Source organism: Oceanobacillus sp. CAU 1775, assembly GCF_054482815.1.
This window is the reverse complement of the sequence record NZ_JBTLRO010000008.1, coordinates 83,839-104,494: the sequence shown is the minus strand read 5'-3', so window position 1 is coordinate 104,494 and position 20,656 is coordinate 83,839. Positions and strand designations below refer to the sequence as shown.

18 protein-coding genes are annotated in these 20,656 nt (G+C 35.3%); 7 read left to right on the top strand and 11 right to left on the bottom strand.

The genetic code is table 11. The features are described from left to right. Positions 1–173: 173 nt before the first annotated feature. The 11 genes from ACXYMZ_RS13720 to rpmH form a co-directional block, all read right to left on the bottom strand. On the bottom strand, positions 174–1,013 hold the full coding sequence (locus ACXYMZ_RS13720) for a ParB/RepB/Spo0J family partition protein (RefSeq protein WP_458948978.1): 840 nt from the start codon (positions 1,011–1,013) through the stop codon (positions 174–176). After that, on the bottom strand, positions 994–1,767 hold the full coding sequence (locus tag ACXYMZ_RS13715; protein ID WP_458948977.1) for a ParA family protein: 774 nt from the start codon (positions 1,765–1,767) through the stop codon (positions 994–996). Before ACXYMZ_RS13715 ends, ACXYMZ_RS13720 begins: the two co-directional genes overlap by 20 nt. 205 nt (positions 1,768–1,972) lie before the next feature. After that, on the bottom strand, positions 1,973–2,833 hold the full coding sequence (gene noc, locus ACXYMZ_RS13710) for a nucleoid occlusion protein (RefSeq protein ID WP_458948976.1): 861 nt from the start codon (positions 2,831–2,833) through the stop codon (positions 1,973–1,975). A 197-nt stretch (positions 2,834–3,030) separates the two neighbouring features. Then, on the bottom strand, positions 3,031–3,747 hold the full coding sequence (gene rsmG / locus ACXYMZ_RS13705) for a 16S rRNA (guanine(527)-N(7))-methyltransferase RsmG (RefSeq protein WP_458948975.1): 717 nt from the start codon (positions 3,745–3,747) through the stop codon (positions 3,031–3,033). A 33-nt stretch (positions 3,748–3,780) separates the two neighbouring features. Beyond that, entirely contained in the window at positions 3,781–5,664 is a 1,884-nt protein-coding gene (gene mnmG / locus ACXYMZ_RS13700) for a tRNA uridine-5-carboxymethylaminomethyl(34) synthesis enzyme MnmG (RefSeq protein WP_458948974.1), read from the bottom strand. A gap of 36 nt (positions 5,665–5,700) precedes the next feature. Further along, on the bottom strand, positions 5,701–7,077 hold the full coding sequence (gene mnmE / locus ACXYMZ_RS13695; RefSeq protein WP_458948973.1) for a tRNA uridine-5-carboxymethylaminomethyl(34) synthesis GTPase MnmE: 1,377 nt from the start codon (positions 7,075–7,077) through the stop codon (positions 5,701–5,703). Between the two features lie 337 nt (positions 7,078–7,414). Then, entirely contained in the window at positions 7,415–8,167 is a 753-nt protein-coding gene (locus ACXYMZ_RS13690) for a TspO/MBR family protein (RefSeq protein ID WP_458948972.1), read from the bottom strand. 271 nt (positions 8,168–8,438) lie between these two features. Continuing rightward, positions 8,439–9,053 carry an RNA-binding cell elongation regulator Jag/EloR gene (gene jag, locus ACXYMZ_RS13685; protein WP_458948971.1) on the bottom strand — a complete coding sequence of 205 codons (615 nt, stop codon included), beginning with the start codon at positions 9,051–9,053 and terminating at the stop codon, positions 8,439–8,441. Positions 9,054–9,077: 24 nt separating this feature from the next. Then, a complete protein-coding gene (yidC, locus tag ACXYMZ_RS13680; protein ID WP_458948970.1) occupies positions 9,078–9,839 on the bottom strand; it encodes a membrane protein insertase YidC in 762 nt (253 codons plus the stop codon). A 75-nt stretch (positions 9,840–9,914) separates the two neighbouring features. After that, positions 9,915–10,268, bottom strand: a complete 354-nt coding sequence (gene rnpA / locus ACXYMZ_RS13675; protein ID WP_458948969.1) for a ribonuclease P protein component — start codon at positions 10,266–10,268, stop codon at positions 9,915–9,917. 104 nt (positions 10,269–10,372) lie between these two features. Then, positions 10,373–10,507: a 50S ribosomal protein L34 gene (gene rpmH / locus ACXYMZ_RS13670; protein ID WP_458948968.1), complete on the bottom strand. Its 135-nt coding sequence runs from the start codon at positions 10,505–10,507 to the stop codon at positions 10,373–10,375. 727 nt (positions 10,508–11,234) lie between these two features. Between rpmH and dnaA the strand changes: the two genes are divergently transcribed. From dnaA to gyrA, 7 genes are all read left to right on the top strand, one after another. Beyond that, the gene (gene dnaA, locus ACXYMZ_RS13665) at positions 11,235–12,587 is read left to right on the top strand and encodes a chromosomal replication initiator protein DnaA (protein ID WP_458948993.1); all 1,353 of its coding nucleotides are present in this window, start codon (positions 11,235–11,237) and stop codon (positions 12,585–12,587) included. Between the two features lie 184 nt (positions 12,588–12,771). Next, positions 12,772–13,908: a DNA polymerase III subunit beta gene (gene dnaN / locus ACXYMZ_RS13660; protein WP_458948967.1), complete on the top strand. Its 1,137-nt coding sequence runs from the start codon at positions 12,772–12,774 to the stop codon at positions 13,906–13,908. Positions 13,909–14,324: 416 nt separating this feature from the next. Beyond that, complete coding sequence (gene yaaA / locus ACXYMZ_RS13655; RefSeq protein ID WP_458948966.1) at positions 14,325–14,543, top strand: S4 domain-containing protein YaaA; 219 nt, start codon at positions 14,325–14,327, stop codon at positions 14,541–14,543. A 5-nt stretch (positions 14,544–14,548) separates the two neighbouring features. Further along, positions 14,549–15,676: a DNA replication/repair protein RecF gene (gene recF / locus ACXYMZ_RS13650; protein ID WP_458948965.1), complete on the top strand. Its 1,128-nt coding sequence runs from the start codon at positions 14,549–14,551 to the stop codon at positions 15,674–15,676. An 11-nt stretch (positions 15,677–15,687) separates the two neighbouring features. Then, positions 15,688–15,957, top strand: coding sequence for an extracellular matrix regulator RemB (gene remB, locus ACXYMZ_RS13645; protein ID WP_458948964.1), 270 nt, complete (start codon positions 15,688–15,690; stop codon positions 15,955–15,957). Positions 15,958–16,010: 53 nt separating this feature from the next. Next, positions 16,011–17,936 carry a DNA topoisomerase (ATP-hydrolyzing) subunit B gene (gene gyrB / locus ACXYMZ_RS13640; RefSeq protein ID WP_458948963.1) on the top strand — a complete coding sequence of 642 codons (1,926 nt, stop codon included), beginning with the start codon at positions 16,011–16,013 and terminating at the stop codon, positions 17,934–17,936. Positions 17,937–18,059: 123 nt separating this feature from the next. Further along, positions 18,060–20,609, top strand: a complete 2,550-nt coding sequence (gene gyrA / locus ACXYMZ_RS13635) for a DNA gyrase subunit A (protein ID WP_458948962.1) — start codon at positions 18,060–18,062, stop codon at positions 20,607–20,609. Positions 20,610–20,656 lie beyond the last annotated feature (47 nt).

The window sequence follows — 20,656 nt, the reverse complement described above, 5'->3', positions numbered from 1 at the left end:
CTACTCTCTGTCTTTGCTAGATATGTGTTTTTTATATGTATTGCTTAAGTTTACTAAGAAAGTAATTACTAATTGTTCCACGTGAAACAATTTACGTTTTTTTGACGCTCCTTATAGATAAAGCACATCCCAGTATGCTTTGTTAGCATGCTGGGATGTTTGTGTTACTTGTATTAATTCTCTAAAACTTCGATAATACGTTGTAGATCATCATCTGTGTAAAATTCAATTTCAATTTTACCTTTTTGTTTGCCGCGTTTGATATTAACAGCTGTTCCTAGACGATCACGGAGTACAGCTTCTCTTTCTTCTAGGAAAATATCTTTCTTTTCCTTTGGTCGTTGTTTCGCTTGTTTGTTCTCGTTTAATTCTAGAACTAAGTTTTCAACTTGTCTCACGTTGAGCTTTTGTTTACGTATTTTATTTACTACTGGAATAATCATCGCTTTTTGTTTTAGACCTAATAGTGCTCGTCCGTGACCCATTGATAGTTCACCGTTATTAATATAAGCAACAACTTGATCTGGTAAATATAATAAACGAACGATGTTTGCTATATGTGAGCGACTTTTACCAAGACGATTTGATAATTCTTCTTGTGTAATATTGAGTTCTCTCATTAGATTAGTATATGCGTGAGCTTCTTCAATAGGAGAGAGGTCTTCACGTTGTAAGTTTTCTAGTAAAGCGAGCTCCATCATTCTTTCATCTGTTAATTCTTTTACAACTGCTGGAATAGTAGTTAAGCCAGCTTCTTTTGCTGCTCTAAATCTTCTCTCACCAACAACGATTTCATAGCCTTTAATACCCTTTCGGACGATTAATGGCTGGATAATACCATATTCAAGAATACTATCCTTTAACTCTTCTATAGCGTCTGCATGAAAAGTTTTTCTTGGTTGATATGGATTTGGACGACATTCAGTAATAGGTATTTCTTTAATTGCAGTATCGTCGATTTTCTCTAATTCAGGAAAGAAAGCATTAATACCTTTACCCAACCCTTTGGCCACTACTCATCACTTCCTTTGCTAATTCAAGGTAAACTTCAGCACCCTTAGATCGTGGGTCATAGCTAATAATTGGTTGGCCATGACTTGGCGCTTCACTTAATCTAACATTCCGAGGAATAATAGATTTATAGACTTTATCCTGGAAGTACTTCTTAACTTCTTCTACTACTTCAAGTCCAAGGTTCGTTCTTGCGTCTAACATTGTAAGTAGTACGCCTTCAATCATTAATTCTTTGTTTAAATGCTTTTGTACCAGGCGAATTGTGTTTAATAATTGACTTAAACCTTCTAAAGCATAGTACTCACACTGTACTGGAATGATAACAGAATCCGATGCCGTTAAAGCATTTAATGTCAGTAAACCTAGTGAAGGTGGGCAATCAATAATAATATAGTCATATTGATCACGAACACTTTCTAATGCTTTTTTCAAGCGAAGTTCACGTGACATAATTTGTACCAGTTCTATTTCAGCTCCGGCAAGTTGTATTGTTGCAGGTATTATATCTAAGTTGTTTTCGTTCGTAGAAACAATGACATCCTCAGTTGGAACTTCTTCAACTAATACGTTATATATGCAATTAGATACATCAGCTTTGTTTATTCCCGCGCCACTCGTAGCGTTTCCTTGAGGATCTGTATCAATAAGTAAAACCTTATTGCCAAGTGATGCTAGTCCTGCACTTAAGTTAACTGAGCTTGTTGTTTTTCCTACGCCACCTTTTTGATTTGCGATGGACATTATTTTCCCCATGTTGACACCTACCTAATAAATATACTTTTTATTTTATCATTAAACCGCAAACTTAGATATGCATTTAGCTTTTAATTTAAATATAATTCATTCTTACCAGGACAAACAATGTATGTATCCTAAAGCTATCAAGGGTAAGATTTATTCTGCTAAAAATACCCATCTCTATTGAAAAGATGGGCATCCTTGTTGTTAAACTACATATCTATTTATTCTTTTTTGGGATTTTAATCGTAATTTGATAGTAATCTTCTTTATCTTCTTCGTCTGTCTCAACTTCTAACCCGGATTTCGCAACCATTGATAGAGACTGTCGAATGGTATTCATTGCGATACGAATGTCCTTACTAATCCCTTTTAATTGAGCTCTTTTTGGCTTTGTTTTTTCTTTTGGATGATTGATTTCATCAATTCTTTCTTCGGTTTGCTTTACATTGAGGCCTTTTTCTAAAATTTCCTGAAGAATAACCTCTTGTTTGTCACTGTCTTTTAACTTAATGAGTGCTCTTGCATGTCTCTCTGTTATGCTTTTCTCTAAAAGAGCATGCTGGATTGATTCTGGTAACTTTAGCAACCTTAATTTATTTGCAATTGTTGATTGATTCTTGCCTAGTCGCTGGGCTAATGCTTCCTGTGTTAATGAATGAAGCTCTAGTAAACTAGCATATGCCTTTGCCTCTTCAATAACTGTAAGCTCTTCACGCTGCAGGTTTTCAATCAATGCGACAGATGCCGTCTCTGTATCTGACATTTCTCTAACAATGGCAGGGATATGTTCCCATTCAAGTGATGTTACAGCACGCCATCTACGTTCACCAGCAATTAATTCATATTTTTCATCATCAATTTTCCGAACAACGATCGGTTGAATCATACCATGTGTGTGAATCGTTTGTGCTAGTTCATGTATCTTTTCTTCATTGAATATTGTACGTGGCTGAAATCGATTCGGCTCTATTTGATGTATCGATAGCTGTAGCACTTCATCTGGATGATAAACAACCTCTTCACTTTCAGGGGTAGACTTATCTCCAATGCCAAACAATCGGTTAAAAGGACTTACCACTAATTGACACCACCTTAGCAAGCTATAAATATCTTATCAGAATGAAATTGTTTCACGTGAAACATTTCATAATAAATTCTCTCTATCTCTCTAATCATATTTTACCATATAACTTAAATAAAAGTACTCTATTAAATATTAATATGTTTCAATCTATGTAATTACCCACTAACAACGTCGGCTAGTGGGTAATCTTGTTATTCTATTGGGTTTTTGTTTGGTGTTCCAGCTTTTCTAGGATATTTCTTTGGTGTTTTACGTTTCTTTCTTATCCAATAGATAACTCTTTCACTTTCTTCTTTTGGTAGCATGAATTTCTCTTCTCTTTCATATTCTCCACCAAATAATTCTATTGCATCTTTTGCGATATCATACTCTTCTTCTGCTTGGGCACCTTTTAAAGCTAAAAAGACACCTTGCTTCTTCACGAGTGGCAGACAAAGTTCGCTCAATACAGACATTCTAGCTACAGCTCTAGCAGTTACAATATCGAAGCTTTCACGGAACTTCGCATCTTTCCCGAAGTTTTCTGCACGGTCGTGATAGAATGAAACCCCTTCTAACTCTAGGGAAGTTGCTAAATGATTCAAGAATACAATTCTTTTTTGTAAAGAATCTACGATCGTAACCTTTAACTCAGGGAAACAAATTTTTAAAGGGATACTTGGAAATCCTGCTCCTGCTCCAACATCACAAAGAGATAAATCACCAGTAAAGTCATGATAGAAAGCAGGTGTAATACAATCATAGAAATGTTTTAAATATACTTCAGTTTCCTCAGTAATAGCTGTTAGGTTAACTTTTTCATTCCATTCAACTAACATTTTAAAATAAATGGCGAACTGTTCCATTTGACGATCAGTAAGCTCTATCCCCTGCTCTTTTAAAGCATTGTAAAATTGCTCAGGATTCATATCGTAAATATCTCCTTTATTCTTTGATCAGTATCAGTTAGCAACTCTTGCTATCTTTCCTTGTTCTACATAGACAAGTAAGATAGAAACATCCGCTGGGTTTACACCAGAAATACGTGAAGCTTGCCCTACTGACAATGGACGTATTTTCTTTAGCTTTTCCTTTGCTTCCGAAGCTAAACCACTAATTTGGTCATAATCAATGTCTTCGGGAACTTTTTTGTCTTCCATTTTCGTCATTCTTTCTACTTGTTCATTGGCTTTCTTGATATAACCTTCGTATTTCACTTGAATATCAATCTGCTCGCGTATTTCATCATCCAATTCTGGATTTTCTTCAATAACTTTTGCAATTAAATCATAATTGATCTCTGGACGTTTTAATAAGTCATAAGCTTTTGCTGCTTCTCTTAGTAATGTCGAGTTGATTTCTTCCAATAAGTGATTCACTTCATTTGGTTTAATCATGATTTTCGACAGACGCTTCTTCTCTTCTTCTACTAATCGTTTCTTATCTAATACTCGGTTGTATCTTTCCTCAGAAATTAACCCTATTTCATAACCAATTTCCGTTAAGCGCATATCTGCATTGTCATGACGCAATAATAAACGATATTCTGCACGAGAAGTTAAGAGACGGTAAGGTTCATTTGTTCCTTTTGTTACTAAATCATCTATCAGTACGCCAATATAACCTTGGGCACGGTCTAGAATAAGTGGTTCTTTGCCTAAAACTTTTAATGCAGCGTTAATTCCTGCCATTAAACCTTGGCCTGCAGCTTCTTCATAACCAGAAGTACCATTGATTTGACCTGCAGAGAATAAACCTGGCATCTTTTTCGTTTCGAGTGTTGGCCATAGCTGTGTTGGTGTAACAACATCATATTCAATCGCATAACCTGGACGCATAATTTCAGCGTTTTCTAGGCCTGGAATTGTTTTAATCATGTCATATTGAACATTTTCTGGAAGTGATGTTGATAAACCTTGAACATATACTTCCTCTGTATCTCTGCCTTCTGGCTCTAAGAAGATTTGGTGGCGTGGTTTATCGTCAAAACGTACAATCTTATCTTCAATCGATGGACAGTATCTTGCACCTGTTCCACGCTTCACTCCAGAATACATGGATGACAGTGTTAAATTATTATTGATAACGCCATGTGTTTCTCCATTTGTATATGTTAACCAACATGGTAACTGCTCCACAATATCCAATGGTTTTTCATAAGAGAACGAACGTGGGTTCTCATCCCCTGGCTGAATCTCTGTTTTACTATAGTCAATCGAATGACTATTTACACGTGGTGGCGTTCCTGTTTTAAATCTTTTTAGTTCAAAGCCTAGTTCTTCTAGGTTTTTTGATAAATTAACAGACACACGTTGGTTATTTGGACCACTTTCATATTCTAAATGCCCCATTAATACTTTTCCACGCATAAATGTACCAGTTGTAATAATAACTGTTTTTGCATGATACTCTGCTTTTGTCTCTGTAACGACACCTTTACAAATACCATCTTCAACGATAAGTGAATCTACCATTCCTTGACGTAGGGTTAGATTCTCTTGGTTCTCAACAATTCGCTTCATTTCGCGCATGTAAACTGGTTTATCAGCCTGTGCACGTAATGCTTGAACTGCTGGTCCTTTTCTCGTATTTAGCATACGCATTTGTAGGTATGATTTATCAATAACTTTACCCATCACACCACCAAGTGCATCGACTTCACGTACGACGATCCCTTTGGCAGGTCCACCAATCGATGGATTACATGGCATAAAGGCTAGCATATCTATATTCAACGTTAACATTAACGTTTTAACACCCATTTTGGCTGCTGCTACAGCTGCTTCAATTCCAGCATGACCAGCTCCGACAACAATAACGTCATATTCTCCTGCTTTAAAATTCATTTATTTCATCCTTCCTAATTTATAGGAAAGTAGTATCTACTTTCCTAAACAAAACTGTGAAAATAATTGATCAATCAAACTATCACTTGCCGTATCGCCAATAATCTCACCTAAAAATTCCCATGTTCGAGTAACATCAATTTGCACGATATCAATCGGTACCCCTATTTCAATACCTTCCATCGCGTCTTCTAGTGCTTGTTTTGCTTGCCTTAAGAGCTGGATATGACGAATATTTGAAACGTACGTCATGTCCCCTACATCAATATCCCCATCGAAAAATGTTGCTGCTATCGCTTTTTCTAAGTCATCGACACCTTCTTCTTCGATGAGTGAAGTTGTGATGATAGGATGATCCTTGGCTAATTCTTTTACCTGATCCATATCTATTTTTTGTTCGAGATCTGTTTTATTTATAATAACGATATAATCCAAGCCGTCTACAGCTTCAAACAGTTTTTCATCCTCGATCGTTAATGCTTCATTATGATTTAAAACATAAAGAATTAAATCTGATTCTTTTAGTACTTGTCGTGACCGTTCAACACCGATTTTTTCCACGATATCTTCTGTTTCACGTATCCCAGCTGTATCCACTAAACGAAGCGGTACACCACGTACATTCACATATTCTTCAATAATATCTCTTGTCGTTCCAGGAATATCTGTAACAATTGCTTTATTTTCCTGAACAAGTGTATTCATCAAGGAAGATTTACCAACGTTTGGTCGGCCAATAATCGCTGTAGCAATACCTTCTCTTAGAATTTTACCTTGTTTTGCTACTTCAAGTAAATTAATAATTTCGGTGTGAACCTCTTTTGTCTTTGTACGCATCATGTCATGGCTCATTTCCTCGACATCATCGTACTCTGGGTAATCTATATTTACTTCTACGTGAGCAACCGTTTCTAATAGCTCTTGACGTAGTTTGCTAATAAGCTTTGATAAGCGCCCATCCATTTGTTTTAAAGCAACGGACATCGCTTTATCTGTTTTTGCACGAATGAGATCCATCACCGCTTCAGCTTGTGATAAATCAATTCGTCCATTTAAAAAAGCACGTTTTGTAAATTCACCTGGCTCAGCAAGTCGTGCTCCTTTGGATAACAGTATTTCTAACACTCTATTTACAGCTACCATACCACCATGGCAGTTAATCTCGATAATATCTTCACGAGTAAATGTTCTTGGTGCTCGCATAACAGAAACCATTACTTCATCTGCAATGTCCCCAGTTTCTGGATCGATGATTTTACCATAGTTAATTGTATGTGTGTCAGCTTCTAGTAGGTTTTTTCCGTTAAACAGTTCATTGGTTATGTTAATTGCTTCTCGACCGCTTAACCGGACAATGGCTATTGCACCTTCACCGATCGGCGTTGAAATTGCAGTTATTGTATCCGTCCCCATTTGCTACACCTCCGTTAATTTTTAAATTCGTGACCTTTTACTTTTAAGCAAATAATAAGCAGTGGAAAATAAAAAATTACTCCCACTGCATAAAGATATTTCATCCGTCACTAACAAGTAAGATTAACATATTTCGAGCGAAAAATAAAGTTATCCACAAAATTGACACTAATTTATCGCGGAATAAAATTATACACATGTGAATAGGTGAAATTTAATATGAAATAAAAAAATTAGAACCACCTCATGTTGTGGATTCTAATTTTTTTAAATAACTTATTTAATTTACGCATCTCTCAGCTTTGGGATAAAAATAAATTCTCATGCAATTTTTGCTTTAATACGTTCTCGGATTTGGTGACTTCAATCTATTAACGATAACGCTGACAGCAACAACGACTAGAGCTAAACTGATTACTGCCAACGTAACATCAAGAGTCGTGTACATATCTCCGCTTTCCGCATATATTCCAGCAAACGGCCATATGAGCACTAGAGGGTATAACCAGTCTTTGAAAAACAAACCAATTGCTAGACCAATCAATGCCGCAACAATTAAAATAATGATTGTCCATGTCAATTCATCCATTCCTAGTATCGTATCTACGTTGTTTGCTGTTGCTAATGTAAATATATTTACGATAGTCGCTACAGTCACCCAAGCGAAGTAGATAGAAAATGGAATCCGATCAAACCAGTGGTTGCCCGTCTCACTAATGGAAGTGAATATCTCAGCGAGTGTATAAAGCAATGCTGCAATAATAATGACCGAAGCAAGCACCCACTCCTGAGTGAAAACAATGATCCATGCGCCGTTTAGTAGAAAGTTAAGAATCGGCCAGAATTTCAAGCGTGCGGTAATCGGACTTTTATCTTTTTTAGAAAAGAAAAGGTAAATCATCCAGACGAACAACAGGATATAGATCAATCCCCATATCGAAAATGCAAATCCAGCAGGCTGAATGATTGTCTCGTTGTTATTCGCAGCATCCCCTACACTCGATCCGCTCATTCCAACGGTATAATTCATTACTATCATGACGATAAAAGCTATAAAATATCCAATGACCCATTTTCTATGTGTTGTCATATCCTCACTCCTTTTAAGAATAGGTTAAAATATAAATAGTCCTTACGTACACTATACTCCTACCCTAGAAAAACCATTAAAAAACAATATAACAAGATAAAACGCATTAAAGTGAAACAACCATTTCGTATACGGCTTATCTATAAATAAGTGTATGTAAACAAAGTAACTGGAAAAATACACATAATCGTGACTAAGTCGTATCCTAATTTTAATCAAACAATATTTAACCAAAAAAAAATCACTCCTACAAATAAGGAGTGATTTTCTATTAAGGTTTAATAACAATATGTCTGTGTGGCTCTTGTCCGTGTGAATACGTTGATACGTCTTTTGCATCTTGTAATGCGCTATGAATGATTTTTCTTTCATAAGCAGGCATTGGCTCAAGTGCTACTTTCTTGTTGAGATGCTTCGCCTTTTCAGCCATTTTCTGAGCGAGAGATTCAAGTGTCTCTCTTCTACGTCCACGGTAGCCTTCTGCATCAAGTGTTACTGTATAATACTTTTCTTTTTGTTTATTTATTGCGAGATGTGCAAGGTATTGTAGCGCGTTTAATGTTTGTCCACGTTTACCAATGAGAATTGCGATATTTTCGCCGTCCATTTCATAGGTTATATGATTATCTTTTACATCTGTTTTAATCGTTACTTCCATATTCATTTGCTTTGTAACTTCAAGAAGAAATTTTTCCGTTTCTTGCACCGGATCATTCTTCATTTTTACTTTAACAATTGCTCTTTTTGCTCCGAAGATACCGAGAATACCTTTTTTACCTTCATCAATAATATTGATTTCAACTTGGTCTTCAGTCGTATTTAACTGCCCTAAAGCCGATTGGACAGCTTCTTCTACTGTTGAACCACTAGCAGTTATTTCTTTCACAATTATACTCCTCCAATATCGGTTTTATTTAGACATCATTGGTTTGTTGATTAATAATGTTTGTAAAACCATAAAGATATTACCTGTTACCCAGTAAAGTGCAAGTGCTGAAGGGAAAATAGCTGCCATAACCCCAATCATGATTGGCATCATATACAGCATAATGTTCATCTGCATTGCCATTTGTGGGTTAGATTTCAATGATGTATTTGTCGACATCATCAGCTTCTGTTGTAAGAATGTAAATCCTGCTGTTAAGACTGGTAAGATAAATAGTGGATCTCGAGACCCAAGTTCGAACCAAAGGAAACCATGGTTACTAATTTCAGATGTACGCATAATTGCATGATACATTGCAATTAGTACCGGCATCTGAACAAAGATTGGTAAACAACCAGCTAAAGGATTGACATTATTCTTTTGGAATAATTCCATTGTCTCTTGTTGTAATTTTTGCTGTGTTGTTGCATCCTTTGAGCTATATTTCTGTTGAAGTTCTTTAAGCATTGGTTGAACTTCTTGCATCGCTTTTGAACTTTTAATTTGTTTCATACTCAATGGTAGAATTAATAAACGAATAATAACTGTTACAAGAACGATTGATAACCCATAACTATTATTAAAGATTTCTGCAATTTTTGTAATTACCCATGATAATGGATAAACGAAGATTGTATTCCAAATTCCTTCACTCTCTGGTGTAATTGGTTGCTCAATATCCATACACCCAGCTAGTAACGCTGCGAGACCAACTATCATCAAAAGCAATATATACTTTTTACGCAAAATATTTCCTCCTTAGCGTCGACCTAAAACTCTATCTGTATTTTATCCTAATTAAGCATAAGATTCTATCTTAATCTAAGTTTTCTTCTTCGGTTTTAAAAGCTGCTGTTTATATAGAAGATGACTTAGACTTTTTTTCATTTCAAAGAAGTCCATTTCTTTTGTAGGATTTCTTGCAATAATGATAATATCATAGTTATTTTTAATATCATCTTCAAGCTCTTGAAATGCCTGGCGTAAATAACGCTTAATTCTATTCCTCGTTACCGCATTTCCAATTTTCTTTCCTACTGATAAGCCAATTCGAAAATGCGCTTGATCTTCTTTTTCAACATAGTAAATAACAAGCTGACGATTTGCAAAAGATTTCCCGTGCCTGAAAGTATGTTGAAACTCTTTATTCTTCTTGATACGAAATTCTTTTTTCATTTTTGTCACCTTTGCTACGACGAATTACTATATGTATGGATGAAACCAATGTCTCATCCTAAATTTTAAAAAAAGTTAAAAAAAACCACTGATGCTTCAGTGGCTTAAGCAGATAATACTTTTCTTCCTTTGCGACGACGACGAGCTAATACTTGGCGACCATTTTTCGTAGCCATACGTGCACGGAATCCGTGAACCTTTTTACGTTTACGATTATTTGGTTGAAATGTTCTTTTCATTATTAAGGCACCTCCCTATGGGACTTCAATATCTAGAATTACATAATTAACTTATCCAGTAGACAGTCTAAGTTATTATACTTAAAACTACCTCCTCATGTCAATATAAAATCTCTTATTTTTTTCTTTCTCTCTTATTCTTTCCATTTCATCTGTTATATATCAGTTTTTTTATATAAAAAATTCAACTTAAATTTTCCCTGAAATCCATTGTTAATAACTTATTAAATAGTTATGCACACCCCTTTTTTAAATTTATTTTGTTATTCGACCTTTATCGACAAATTACTCACATGACTCAGCCTTGTGGATGAATTTTTGTAAACAATAGTAGAATTATGTGGGTAACTATTCACAATGCCTTGAAACTATTCATTTATTTTGCTATCATTATCTTGTTTTCACTTGTGGAGAAATATTTACTTACAAAAGTTATTAACAATCTGTGGATTGATTGTGGATAGTCATTAACATGTTCTTATTAATTTTTTCCACAGATATGTGGATTACCTTTATAAATCATGATAAACTTAGTAGACTACATATTAGATTGTCCACAGCTTCATTTTTGTTTATTCATATAATATTGCCTTTTTCATCCATTCAACATGATTGAGAGAGGCTTTTTCTATCATCAAAAAAACGAAAAATAGATTGTTTATCCAGGTAGATCGTTTCACCTGATTATTAAAGCTGGATAAAAAAAGAGGAAGGAGTGACACGTCGTTTGGAAAATATTGACGAACTATGGCTTGCTGTTTTAGAAAAAATAGAAGAAAAAGTCAGCAAACCTAGTTATGACACATGGTTGAAAAATACCAAAGCAGTAGAATTAGATAAGTCAAAACTTATCGTCTCTGCACCTAATGAATTTGCTAGAGATTGGCTAGAAAACCAATATACCGTTATCATTTCAGAGATATTAGAAGAAGTTACAGGTTCTAAGCTAGAAACGAAATTTATCATTCCAGATACGGAAACTAATGAAGAAGATTTAAAAATGAAAGATCGTGTAAAAAAAGATCAGATTTCTAACAATCATGACATTCCAAAATCAATGTTAAATGATAAATATACATTCGATACATTTGTAATTGGAGCTGGAAACCGCTTTGCACACGCTGCATCACTCGCTGTTGCTGAAGCACCTGCAAAAGCTTATAATCCCCTTTTTATTTATGGAGGAGTTGGACTTGGAAAAACGCACCTAATGCACGCAATCGGCCATTATGTTAGAGAACATAATCCAAATGCAAAGGTTGCCTATATTACTTCTGAGAAATTTACGAATGAATTTATTAATGCAATTATGGATAATAAACCAAATAGTTTTCGAAATAAATATCGTAATATCGATGTCCTTCTAATAGATGATATTCAATTCATTGCAGGAAAAGAATCGACACAAGAAGAATTTTTCCATACTTTTAACGCACTTCATGAGGAAAGCAAGCAGATTATCATCTCTAGTGATCGCCCGCCAAAAGAAATTCCTACATTAGAAGACAGGCTGCGCTCCCGTTTTGAATGGGGTTTAATTACCGATATTACTCCACCAGATTTAGAAACGAGAATTGCAATCTTAAATAAAAAAGCGAAGGCTGAAGGTTTAGAGATCCCGAATGAAGTAATGCTCTATATTGCGAATCAAATCAATACAAATATAAGAGAGCTGGAAGGTGCACTAATAAGAATTGTTGCTTATTCATCTCTTACAAATCAAGATATTGACGCATCTTTAGCAGCTGAAGCACTAAAAGATATCATTCCTAGTAATAAGCCAAAAGTTATTACCGTCGAAGTAATCCAGGAAGTAATTTCAAAAGTTTATAATATCCGCATGGATGATTTTTCAGCAAAAAAACGCACGAAATCCATTGCATTCCCAAGACAAATAGCGATGTATCTATCGAGAGAACTTACAGACCTATCGCTTCCTAAAATTGGAGAAGAATTTGGTGGACGTGACCACACGACTGTTATTCACGCACATGATAAAATTTCAAGAATGATTGAAGAAGAAAGTGATTTTAGTCGTGAAATTGATGATGTCATTGAAAAAATTAAGTCGTTGAAATAAAAAAGTTATTGTGTAAAGTGTTGATATTATTTCTTACTTATAAACATTTTATGAACACGACTTAAACTTAGGTACAAAAGATATCAAGATACTTATCCACATACTCACAGGTATTAGTACTATTATTACTATCTTTTAAAACATATTATTAATATATATGCACTGCTATTAGGAGGATTATTTCATGAAATTTACGATCAAACGAGATTTATTAATTCATGCTGTTCAAGATGTAATGAAAGCTATTTCTGCAAGAGCAGTAATTCCAATTCTTTCAGGTATGAAAATCGAAGCAAGTATTCACGGAGTAAAGTTAACAGGTAGTGATTCTGATATCTCTATTGAATCTTTTATTCCAACAGAAGATCATGGTAATATTCAAGTAGAAAATATTGAAGCTGGAAGTATTGTTTTACAAGCAAAGTATTTTCCAGATATCGTAAGAAAATTACCTGATGAAACGATTAACTTCTCTGTAGATGAGAATCACAAAATTCAAATCAGTTCAGGGAAAGCAGAATTCAATCTAGTTGGTCAAAATGCTGAAGAGTACCCGCATTTACCAACTTTACAAACGGATGAAAGCTTTGAAATGCCAATTCCGTTAATTAAAAATATGATTAAACAAACTGTTTTTGCTGTATCTACAATGGAAACACGTCCAATTTTAACAGGTGTCAATATGAAACTAGACAATAATGAATTGACTTTCACAGCTACGGACAGTCATAGATTAGCGATGCGCTCAACGACTATTGACGCTGCAAATCTAACATTTGAAAATGTCGTTGTTCCTGGAAAGAGTTTAAATGAACTTCATAAAATTCTTGATGACCAAGAAGAAAATGTGGAAATTAGTGTAACAAATAACCAAATTCTATTCCGTACGAAGCATCTGAGCTTTTTATCTCGTTTATTAGATGGGAATTATCCAGAAACTTCACGTTTAATCCCTGAAGAAAGCAAGACAAAAATTATTGTAAAAACGAAAGATTTTTTACAAACAATCGACCGTGCTTCATTACTTGCTCGTGAAGAAAGAAATAATGTAGTTAAACTAACAACACAAGATGGATCTATTGTTGAAATTACAAGTAACTCACCTGAAGTCGGAAATGTACAAGAGGATCTTGTCGTTGAAGCGATTGAAGGAGAAGAATTAAAAATTTCTTTCAGCTCTAAATATATGATCGATGCTCTAAAATCAATGGAATACGATGAAGTATCGATCGACTTCACTGGAGCAATGCGACCATTCGTAATTGTCCCTAAAGAAGATCAATCTATCTTACAACTTATTTTACCAGTCAGAACTTATTAACATCTTCATAACTTTTAATTATAAAAAACTCTTATCCACATGTGGGTAAGAGTTTTTTATTTTAATTTTAAAATAACTTTGTTAGCTATTTCACTTACGAATTCAGATCTGGCCCCCTAATAAATTAAAGACCTATCTCAAAGATCCTTCCTAAACTTTAAAAATAAAATTCGAAAACAATCATTTTCCTCCACACAAAATACAAAGGTCTAGCTCTTTTCTCCACCTAAAACGCAAAAATAAGCAAAATGAGAGGTTTTTTCGGGTAATCTAGGGACTTACCTTTCAAAATGGTGAAAACTTTAGTAAAATAGGTTTATAGAGTTTTTATAAGTAAAGACTATCAATTAGACGATTTGCAGGAAAAATATATATGTTTTTAGCTTATTCTATAAAATAGAAAATATGGTGATAATATGCAGGAAGAAGTAAAAATAAATACGGAGTACATTACATTAGGGCAATTTATTAAAGTCCTAAATATTCTTGATTCTGGAGGAATGGTTAAAGCCTATCTTCAAGATCAAGGAGCAGTTGTTAATGGCGAACTTGAGCATCGCCGTGGTCGCAAGCTTTACAACAAAGATACTGTTGAAATCGAAGGAAACACCTATATCGTAAGTAAAGAGGATTAAGCCTCATGCACATTAAAGAATTATCTTTAAAAAACTTCCGAAATTACGATGAACTAGATATCGTTTTTGATGACAAAGTTAACGTCATTATCGGGGAGAATGCTCAAGGAAAAACAAACCTCATGGAAGCAATTCATTGTCTAGCTTTTACCAAGTCGCATCGTACATCAAAGGAAAAAGAATTGATTCAATGGGACAAAGAATATGCTAAAATAGAAGGTAGCGTAACGAAACGAAATCAATCAATTCCCTTAGAAATTATTATCTCTTCCAAAGGGAAAAAAGCAAAAATTAATCATTTAGAGCAAAGAAGATTAAGTGATTACATTGGTGCGGTTAACGTTGTCATGTTCGCGCCTGAAGATTTAATGCTTGTTAAAGGCTCTCCACAAGCAAGAAGAAGATTTATTGATATGGAATTGGGACAAATTCAAGCAATGTATCTTTATCATCTTGCACAATATCAAAAGATTTTAAAACAAAGAAATTCACTCCTAAAACAATTACAACGACGTAAAGTAGATGTAAATCAGACGACAATGTTGGAAGTTTTAACGGAACAATTAATTGGACATGCCGCAATCATTCTTAAAAAACGGTTCAACTTTTTAGAGTTATTACGAAAATGGGCAGCATCTATCCATTATCAAATCAGCCATGAACTTGAAAATTTAGAAATTAAATATGATACGTCTATTCAAGTTTCTGAAGAAGACACAGAAGAACAAATAGTTACCGCTTATCAAGATAAATTTTCAAGCATTCAGGACAAAGAAATGGAACGTGGAACAACCTTAGCTGGTCCACATCGTGATGATTTAATTTTTTATGTGAATGGTAAAAACGTTCAAACCTATGGATCTCAAGGGCAACAAAGAACAACTGCCCTATCGTTAAAATTAGCTGAGATTGAATTAATTCATAATGAAGTTGGTGAATATCCAATTTTATTACTTGATGATGTATTAAGTGAACTCGATGACTTTAGGCAATCACATTTATTAAATACAATCCAAGGCAAGGTTCAAACATTTGTATCAACAACAAGTGTAGATGGGATCAATCATGAAACTTTAAAGAAAGCGGAATTGTTTCATGTGGCAAATGGAGTGGTTACCAGTCGAAAAACATAAAGGGGGTCGCTATGTTTATTGATATCGGAAATGGAAACGTCATTAGCTCTAACGATATTATTGCAATTATTGATTATGAACTTATTTCTTCTTCCATCATTTTAGAAGAAATGATCGATAAAGAAAAAGCGGATAATCGATTAAAGGGGCCTTCGATTCAGACAAAGTCAGTTTTGATTACTACAGGAGATACATTTTATAGTGTGCTATCTGTAGCAACCTTGAAAAAACGTACCATTTTTAGCACAACCTTTAGTAGTTTAGATGATTATAACGAATAGAAATCAAGCATTAAAGAGCAATTAAGTTTTTATTAAAGAAATGAGTGTGAAATATGTCAATGGAAGAAAAATTACCAAATAATGAAGCATATGATGCAGAACAAATTCAGGTCCTTGAGGGACTAGAAGCGGTTCGTAAACGTCCAGGAATGTATATAGGTTCAACAGCCTCTAAAGGTCTCCATCACTTAGTATGGGAAATCGTTGATAATAGTATTGACGAGGCTTTAGCGGGATATTGTGATCACATTCAAGTCATTATTGAAAAAGACAATAGTATTACTGTAAAAGATAATGGCCGCGGAATCCCTGTTGATACGCAAAAGAAAACAGGTCGTCCAGCGGTAGAAGTAATCATGACTGTTCTCCACGCGGGTGGTAAATTCGGTGGTGGCGGTTATAAAGTTTCAGGTGGTCTACATGGTGTTGGTGCATCAGTTGTAAATGCGCTTTCTGTAGGCTTAGAAGTTTCTGTACACCGTGATAATAAAATTCATTTCATTGGATTTAAACGTGGAAAAGTAGTCGACGAGCTCCAAGTGATCGGTGAAACAGATATTAACGGTACAGAAATTCACTTCACTCCAGATCCAGAAATTTTCACGGAAACATTAGAGTTTGAATTCGACGTATTGGAGCAGCGTCTTCGTGAATTAGCATTTTTAAACAAAGGATTAACAATTACACTTGAAGATAAACGTAGTGATAGTGAGCCAGTGAGCTATTATTACGAAGGTGGAATTAGTTCTTATGTGCAATATATTAACCAAAATAAAGAAGTACTTCACGACCCATTTTATGCAGATGGAGATGCACAAGGCATTGAAGTAGAAGTATCGATTCAATACAATGATGGATTTGCAAGTAATCTATATTCCTATGCAAATAATATTCATACGTATGAAGGTGGTACACATGAAGTTGGATTCCGTACTGCTTTAACTAGAATAATTAATGACTATGCTAGAAAAAGTAATTTATTAAAAGATAGTGATATTAACTTAACCGGTGACGATGTTCGTGAAGGTATGACAGCAATTGTTTCCATCAAACACCCAGACCCACAATTTGAAGGACAAACGAAAACAAAGCTTGGTAATAGTGAGGTTCGTACTGTTACAGAGCAAGTTTTTGGTGAGACCTTCCAGAAATTCTTATTAGAAAATCCTTCGGTAGGAAGAATTATCGTTGATAAAGGCTTGATGGCGTCTCGTGCAAGATTAGCTGCCAAAAAAGCTAGAGAATTAACAAGACGTAAAGGTGCTTTGGAGATTTCAAATCTACCAGGTAAGCTTGCAGATTGTTCATCAAGAGATGCTGCAATCAGTGAATTGTACATTGTTGAGGGTAACTCAGCTGGTGGATCTGCCAAGGCTGGAAGAGATAGGCATTTCCAAGCAATTCTTCCACTTCGAGGTAAAATTCTTAACGTAGAAAAAGCAAGACTAGACCGCATTTTATCGAATGCTGAGATTCGTTCGATGATTACTGCTTTAGGTACAGGAATTGGTGAAGATTTTGATATTGAAAAAGCTAGATACCATAAAGTCGTTATCATGACAGATGCTGACGTCGATGGTGCACATATTCGTACGTTATTATTAACATTCTTTTTCCGTTATATGCGTCCATTAATCGACTATGGCTATATTTATATCGCGCAACCACCTTTATTCCAAATTAAACAAGGTAAAACACTGAAATACGTGTACAGCGATATCGAATTACAAGAAGAGCTTGCGAAACTTCCAGAGTCACCGAAGCCAACGATTCAGCGTTATAAAGGACTTGGTGAAATGGATGCAGATCAGCTTTGGGATACAACAATGGATCCAGATCAACGCACACTTTTACAAGTTCGATTAATTGATGCAATTGAAGCAGATCAAGTTTTCGATATGCTAATGGGCGATAAAGTAGAACCCCGCAGAAATTATATCGAAGAAAACGCGCAGTACGTTCAGAATTTAGATATATAAGACTTAATTAAATTGGAAAGAGCGAAATGATGGGACAGCTGGAAAATGAAAGTTTTCCATTGTCTTCATTTCCTGTTTGAGAGGAAATAACCTAGATTATTTTCTCTATTAGGAGGTAACTGTATGGCGGAAGAACGTCAAAATGTTCAAGAAATTAATATTAGTAATGAAATGCGCACATCATTCTTGGATTACTCCATGAGTGTTATTGTCTCAAGAGCACTTCCAGATGTGCGTGATGGAATGAAGCCTGTGCATCGTAGGATATTATATGCGATGAATGACCTAGGCATGCATTCCGATAAAGCCTATAAAAAATCAGCACGTATTGTTGGAGAAGTAATCGGTAAGTATCACCCACATGGTGACTCTGCTGTTTATGAAACAATGGTACGTATGGCACAAGATTTTAGTTATCGCCATATGCTTGTTGATGGTCACGGGAACTTTGGTTCTGTCGATGGAGACCAAGCTGCTGCCATGCGTTATACAGAAGCAAGAATGTCTAAAATATCAATGGAACTTGTGAGAGACCTAAATAAAGATACGGTTGATTTCCGTGATAACTATGATGGTTCCGAACGCGAGCCAGTTGTTTTCCCTGCACGTTTCCCTAACCTTTTAGTGAACGGTACATCAGGAATTGCTGTTGGAATGGCAACAAATATTCCGCCACATAACCTAGGAGAAACAATTGATGCTGTACTTGCGATTTCAAGAGATCCAGACATTACAATTGATGAATTGATGGAAGAACATATTCCTGGCCCAGACTTCCCTACCGCAGCTCAAATTATTGGTAGAAGTGGGATTCGTAAGGCTTATGAAACAGGTAAAGGCTCGATTACCATGCGTGCGGAAGTTGAGATTGAAGAGCATGCTAATGGAAAATCAACCATTCTTGTGACAGAACTTCCATACCAAGTAAATAAGGCAAGATTGGTAGAAAAAATCGCAGAACTTGTAAGGGATAAGCGTATTGAAGGAATCACTGATTTACGCGACGAGTCTTCAAGAGATGGTATGCGTGTTGTTATGGAAGTCCGCAGAGATGCAAATGCGAATGTTATTTTAAATAATTTATATAAATATACAGCACTGCAGACAACTTTTGGCGTGAATATGTTAGCACTTGTTAACGGCCAACCAAAAGTATTAAATATCAAACAATGTTTAGAGCATTACTTAGATCATCAAATCGTTGTTATTAAAAGACGTACAGCTTTTGAATTAAAGAAAGCGGAAGCCCGTGCTCATATTTTAGAAGGTTTACGTATTGCTTTAGATAATTTAGATAAAGTGATCGCTTTGATTCGTGCTTCTGAAACGACAGATATTGCTAGAACTGGTTTGATGGAGAACTTTAATTTATCTGAGAAGCAAGCACAAGCAATTCTTGACATGCGTTTACAGCGACTAACTGGATTAGAACGTGAAAAAATTGAGAATGAATACAATGAACTTATGCAACTCATTTCTGAATTAAAAGCAATCCTAGCAGATGAAGAAAAAGTATTAGAAATCATCCGTGAAGAACTTGAAGAAATCAAAGCGCGTTTCAGCAACGAACGTCGTACAGACATTGTTGCTGGTGGCATTGGGTTCTTTGAAGATGAGGATTTAATCCCTGAAGAAAACATTGTAATCACGTTAACGCATCATGGATATATTAAACGCCTACCAGCTTCAACTTATCGTACACAGAAGCGTGGCGGACGTGGAATTCAAGGAATGGGTACAAATGAAGATGATTTTGTGGAGCAACTCGTATCTTGCTCAACCCATGATACGATTCTATTCTTCACAAATAAAGGGAAAGTTTATAAGCTAAAAGGCTATGAAATCCCTGAATTCGGTAGAACAGCAAAAGGAATTCCTATTATTAACGTTCTACAGTTAGACCCTGAAGAGTCGATTAATACGATTATTTCTGTTGATGAATATGATGAAGAAGCGAAACTTATCTTCACTACGAAGCACGGAATTACGAAACGTACGAAATTATCACTGTTTACCAATATTCGTAAAGGTGGACTAATCGCCGTTAACCTAAGAGGCGAAGATGAGTTAATTTCTGTTCGACTGACTGATGGTACGAAAGATATTATGATTGCAACGAAAAATGGATACCTTATCCGTTTCGAAGAAGATCAAATCCGTCAAATGGGTAGAACAGCAGCTGGGGTTAAAGGTATTTCCTTAAGAGATGGCGATATCGTTGTTTCCATGGAAGTGATTGAGCCTGGTTCTAAGATTCTCCACGTAACAACAAAAGGTTATGGAAAACAGACGATTGAAACGGAATACCGTAGAATCAACCGTGGTGGTAAAGGTGTTAAAACAGCAAATCTTACAGATAAAACAGGAGAAATTGTTTCTGTAAAAGCCGTAACTGGTGAGGAAGATTTAATGTTAATTACCATCGCAGGTGTGCTCATCCGTATTCCTGTAGTTGATATTTCTGAAACAGGCCGTAATACAATGGGTGTAAGGCTCATTCGTATTCAAGAAGATGAAGAAGTAGCAACAGTTGCGAAAATTGAAGAAGATAAGATTCTAGATGATGTAGAGGAAAAGCTAGAAAAAGAAAATCAAGAAGAAGATGATTTAGAAATTCAAGATAAAGACGAAAAACTAATTCAAGAAGATATAGATTCTGATTTAGAAGAATGATTGAAATGGCAGGTGACTTTAAACTATTTTGGAGTCACCTTTGCCGT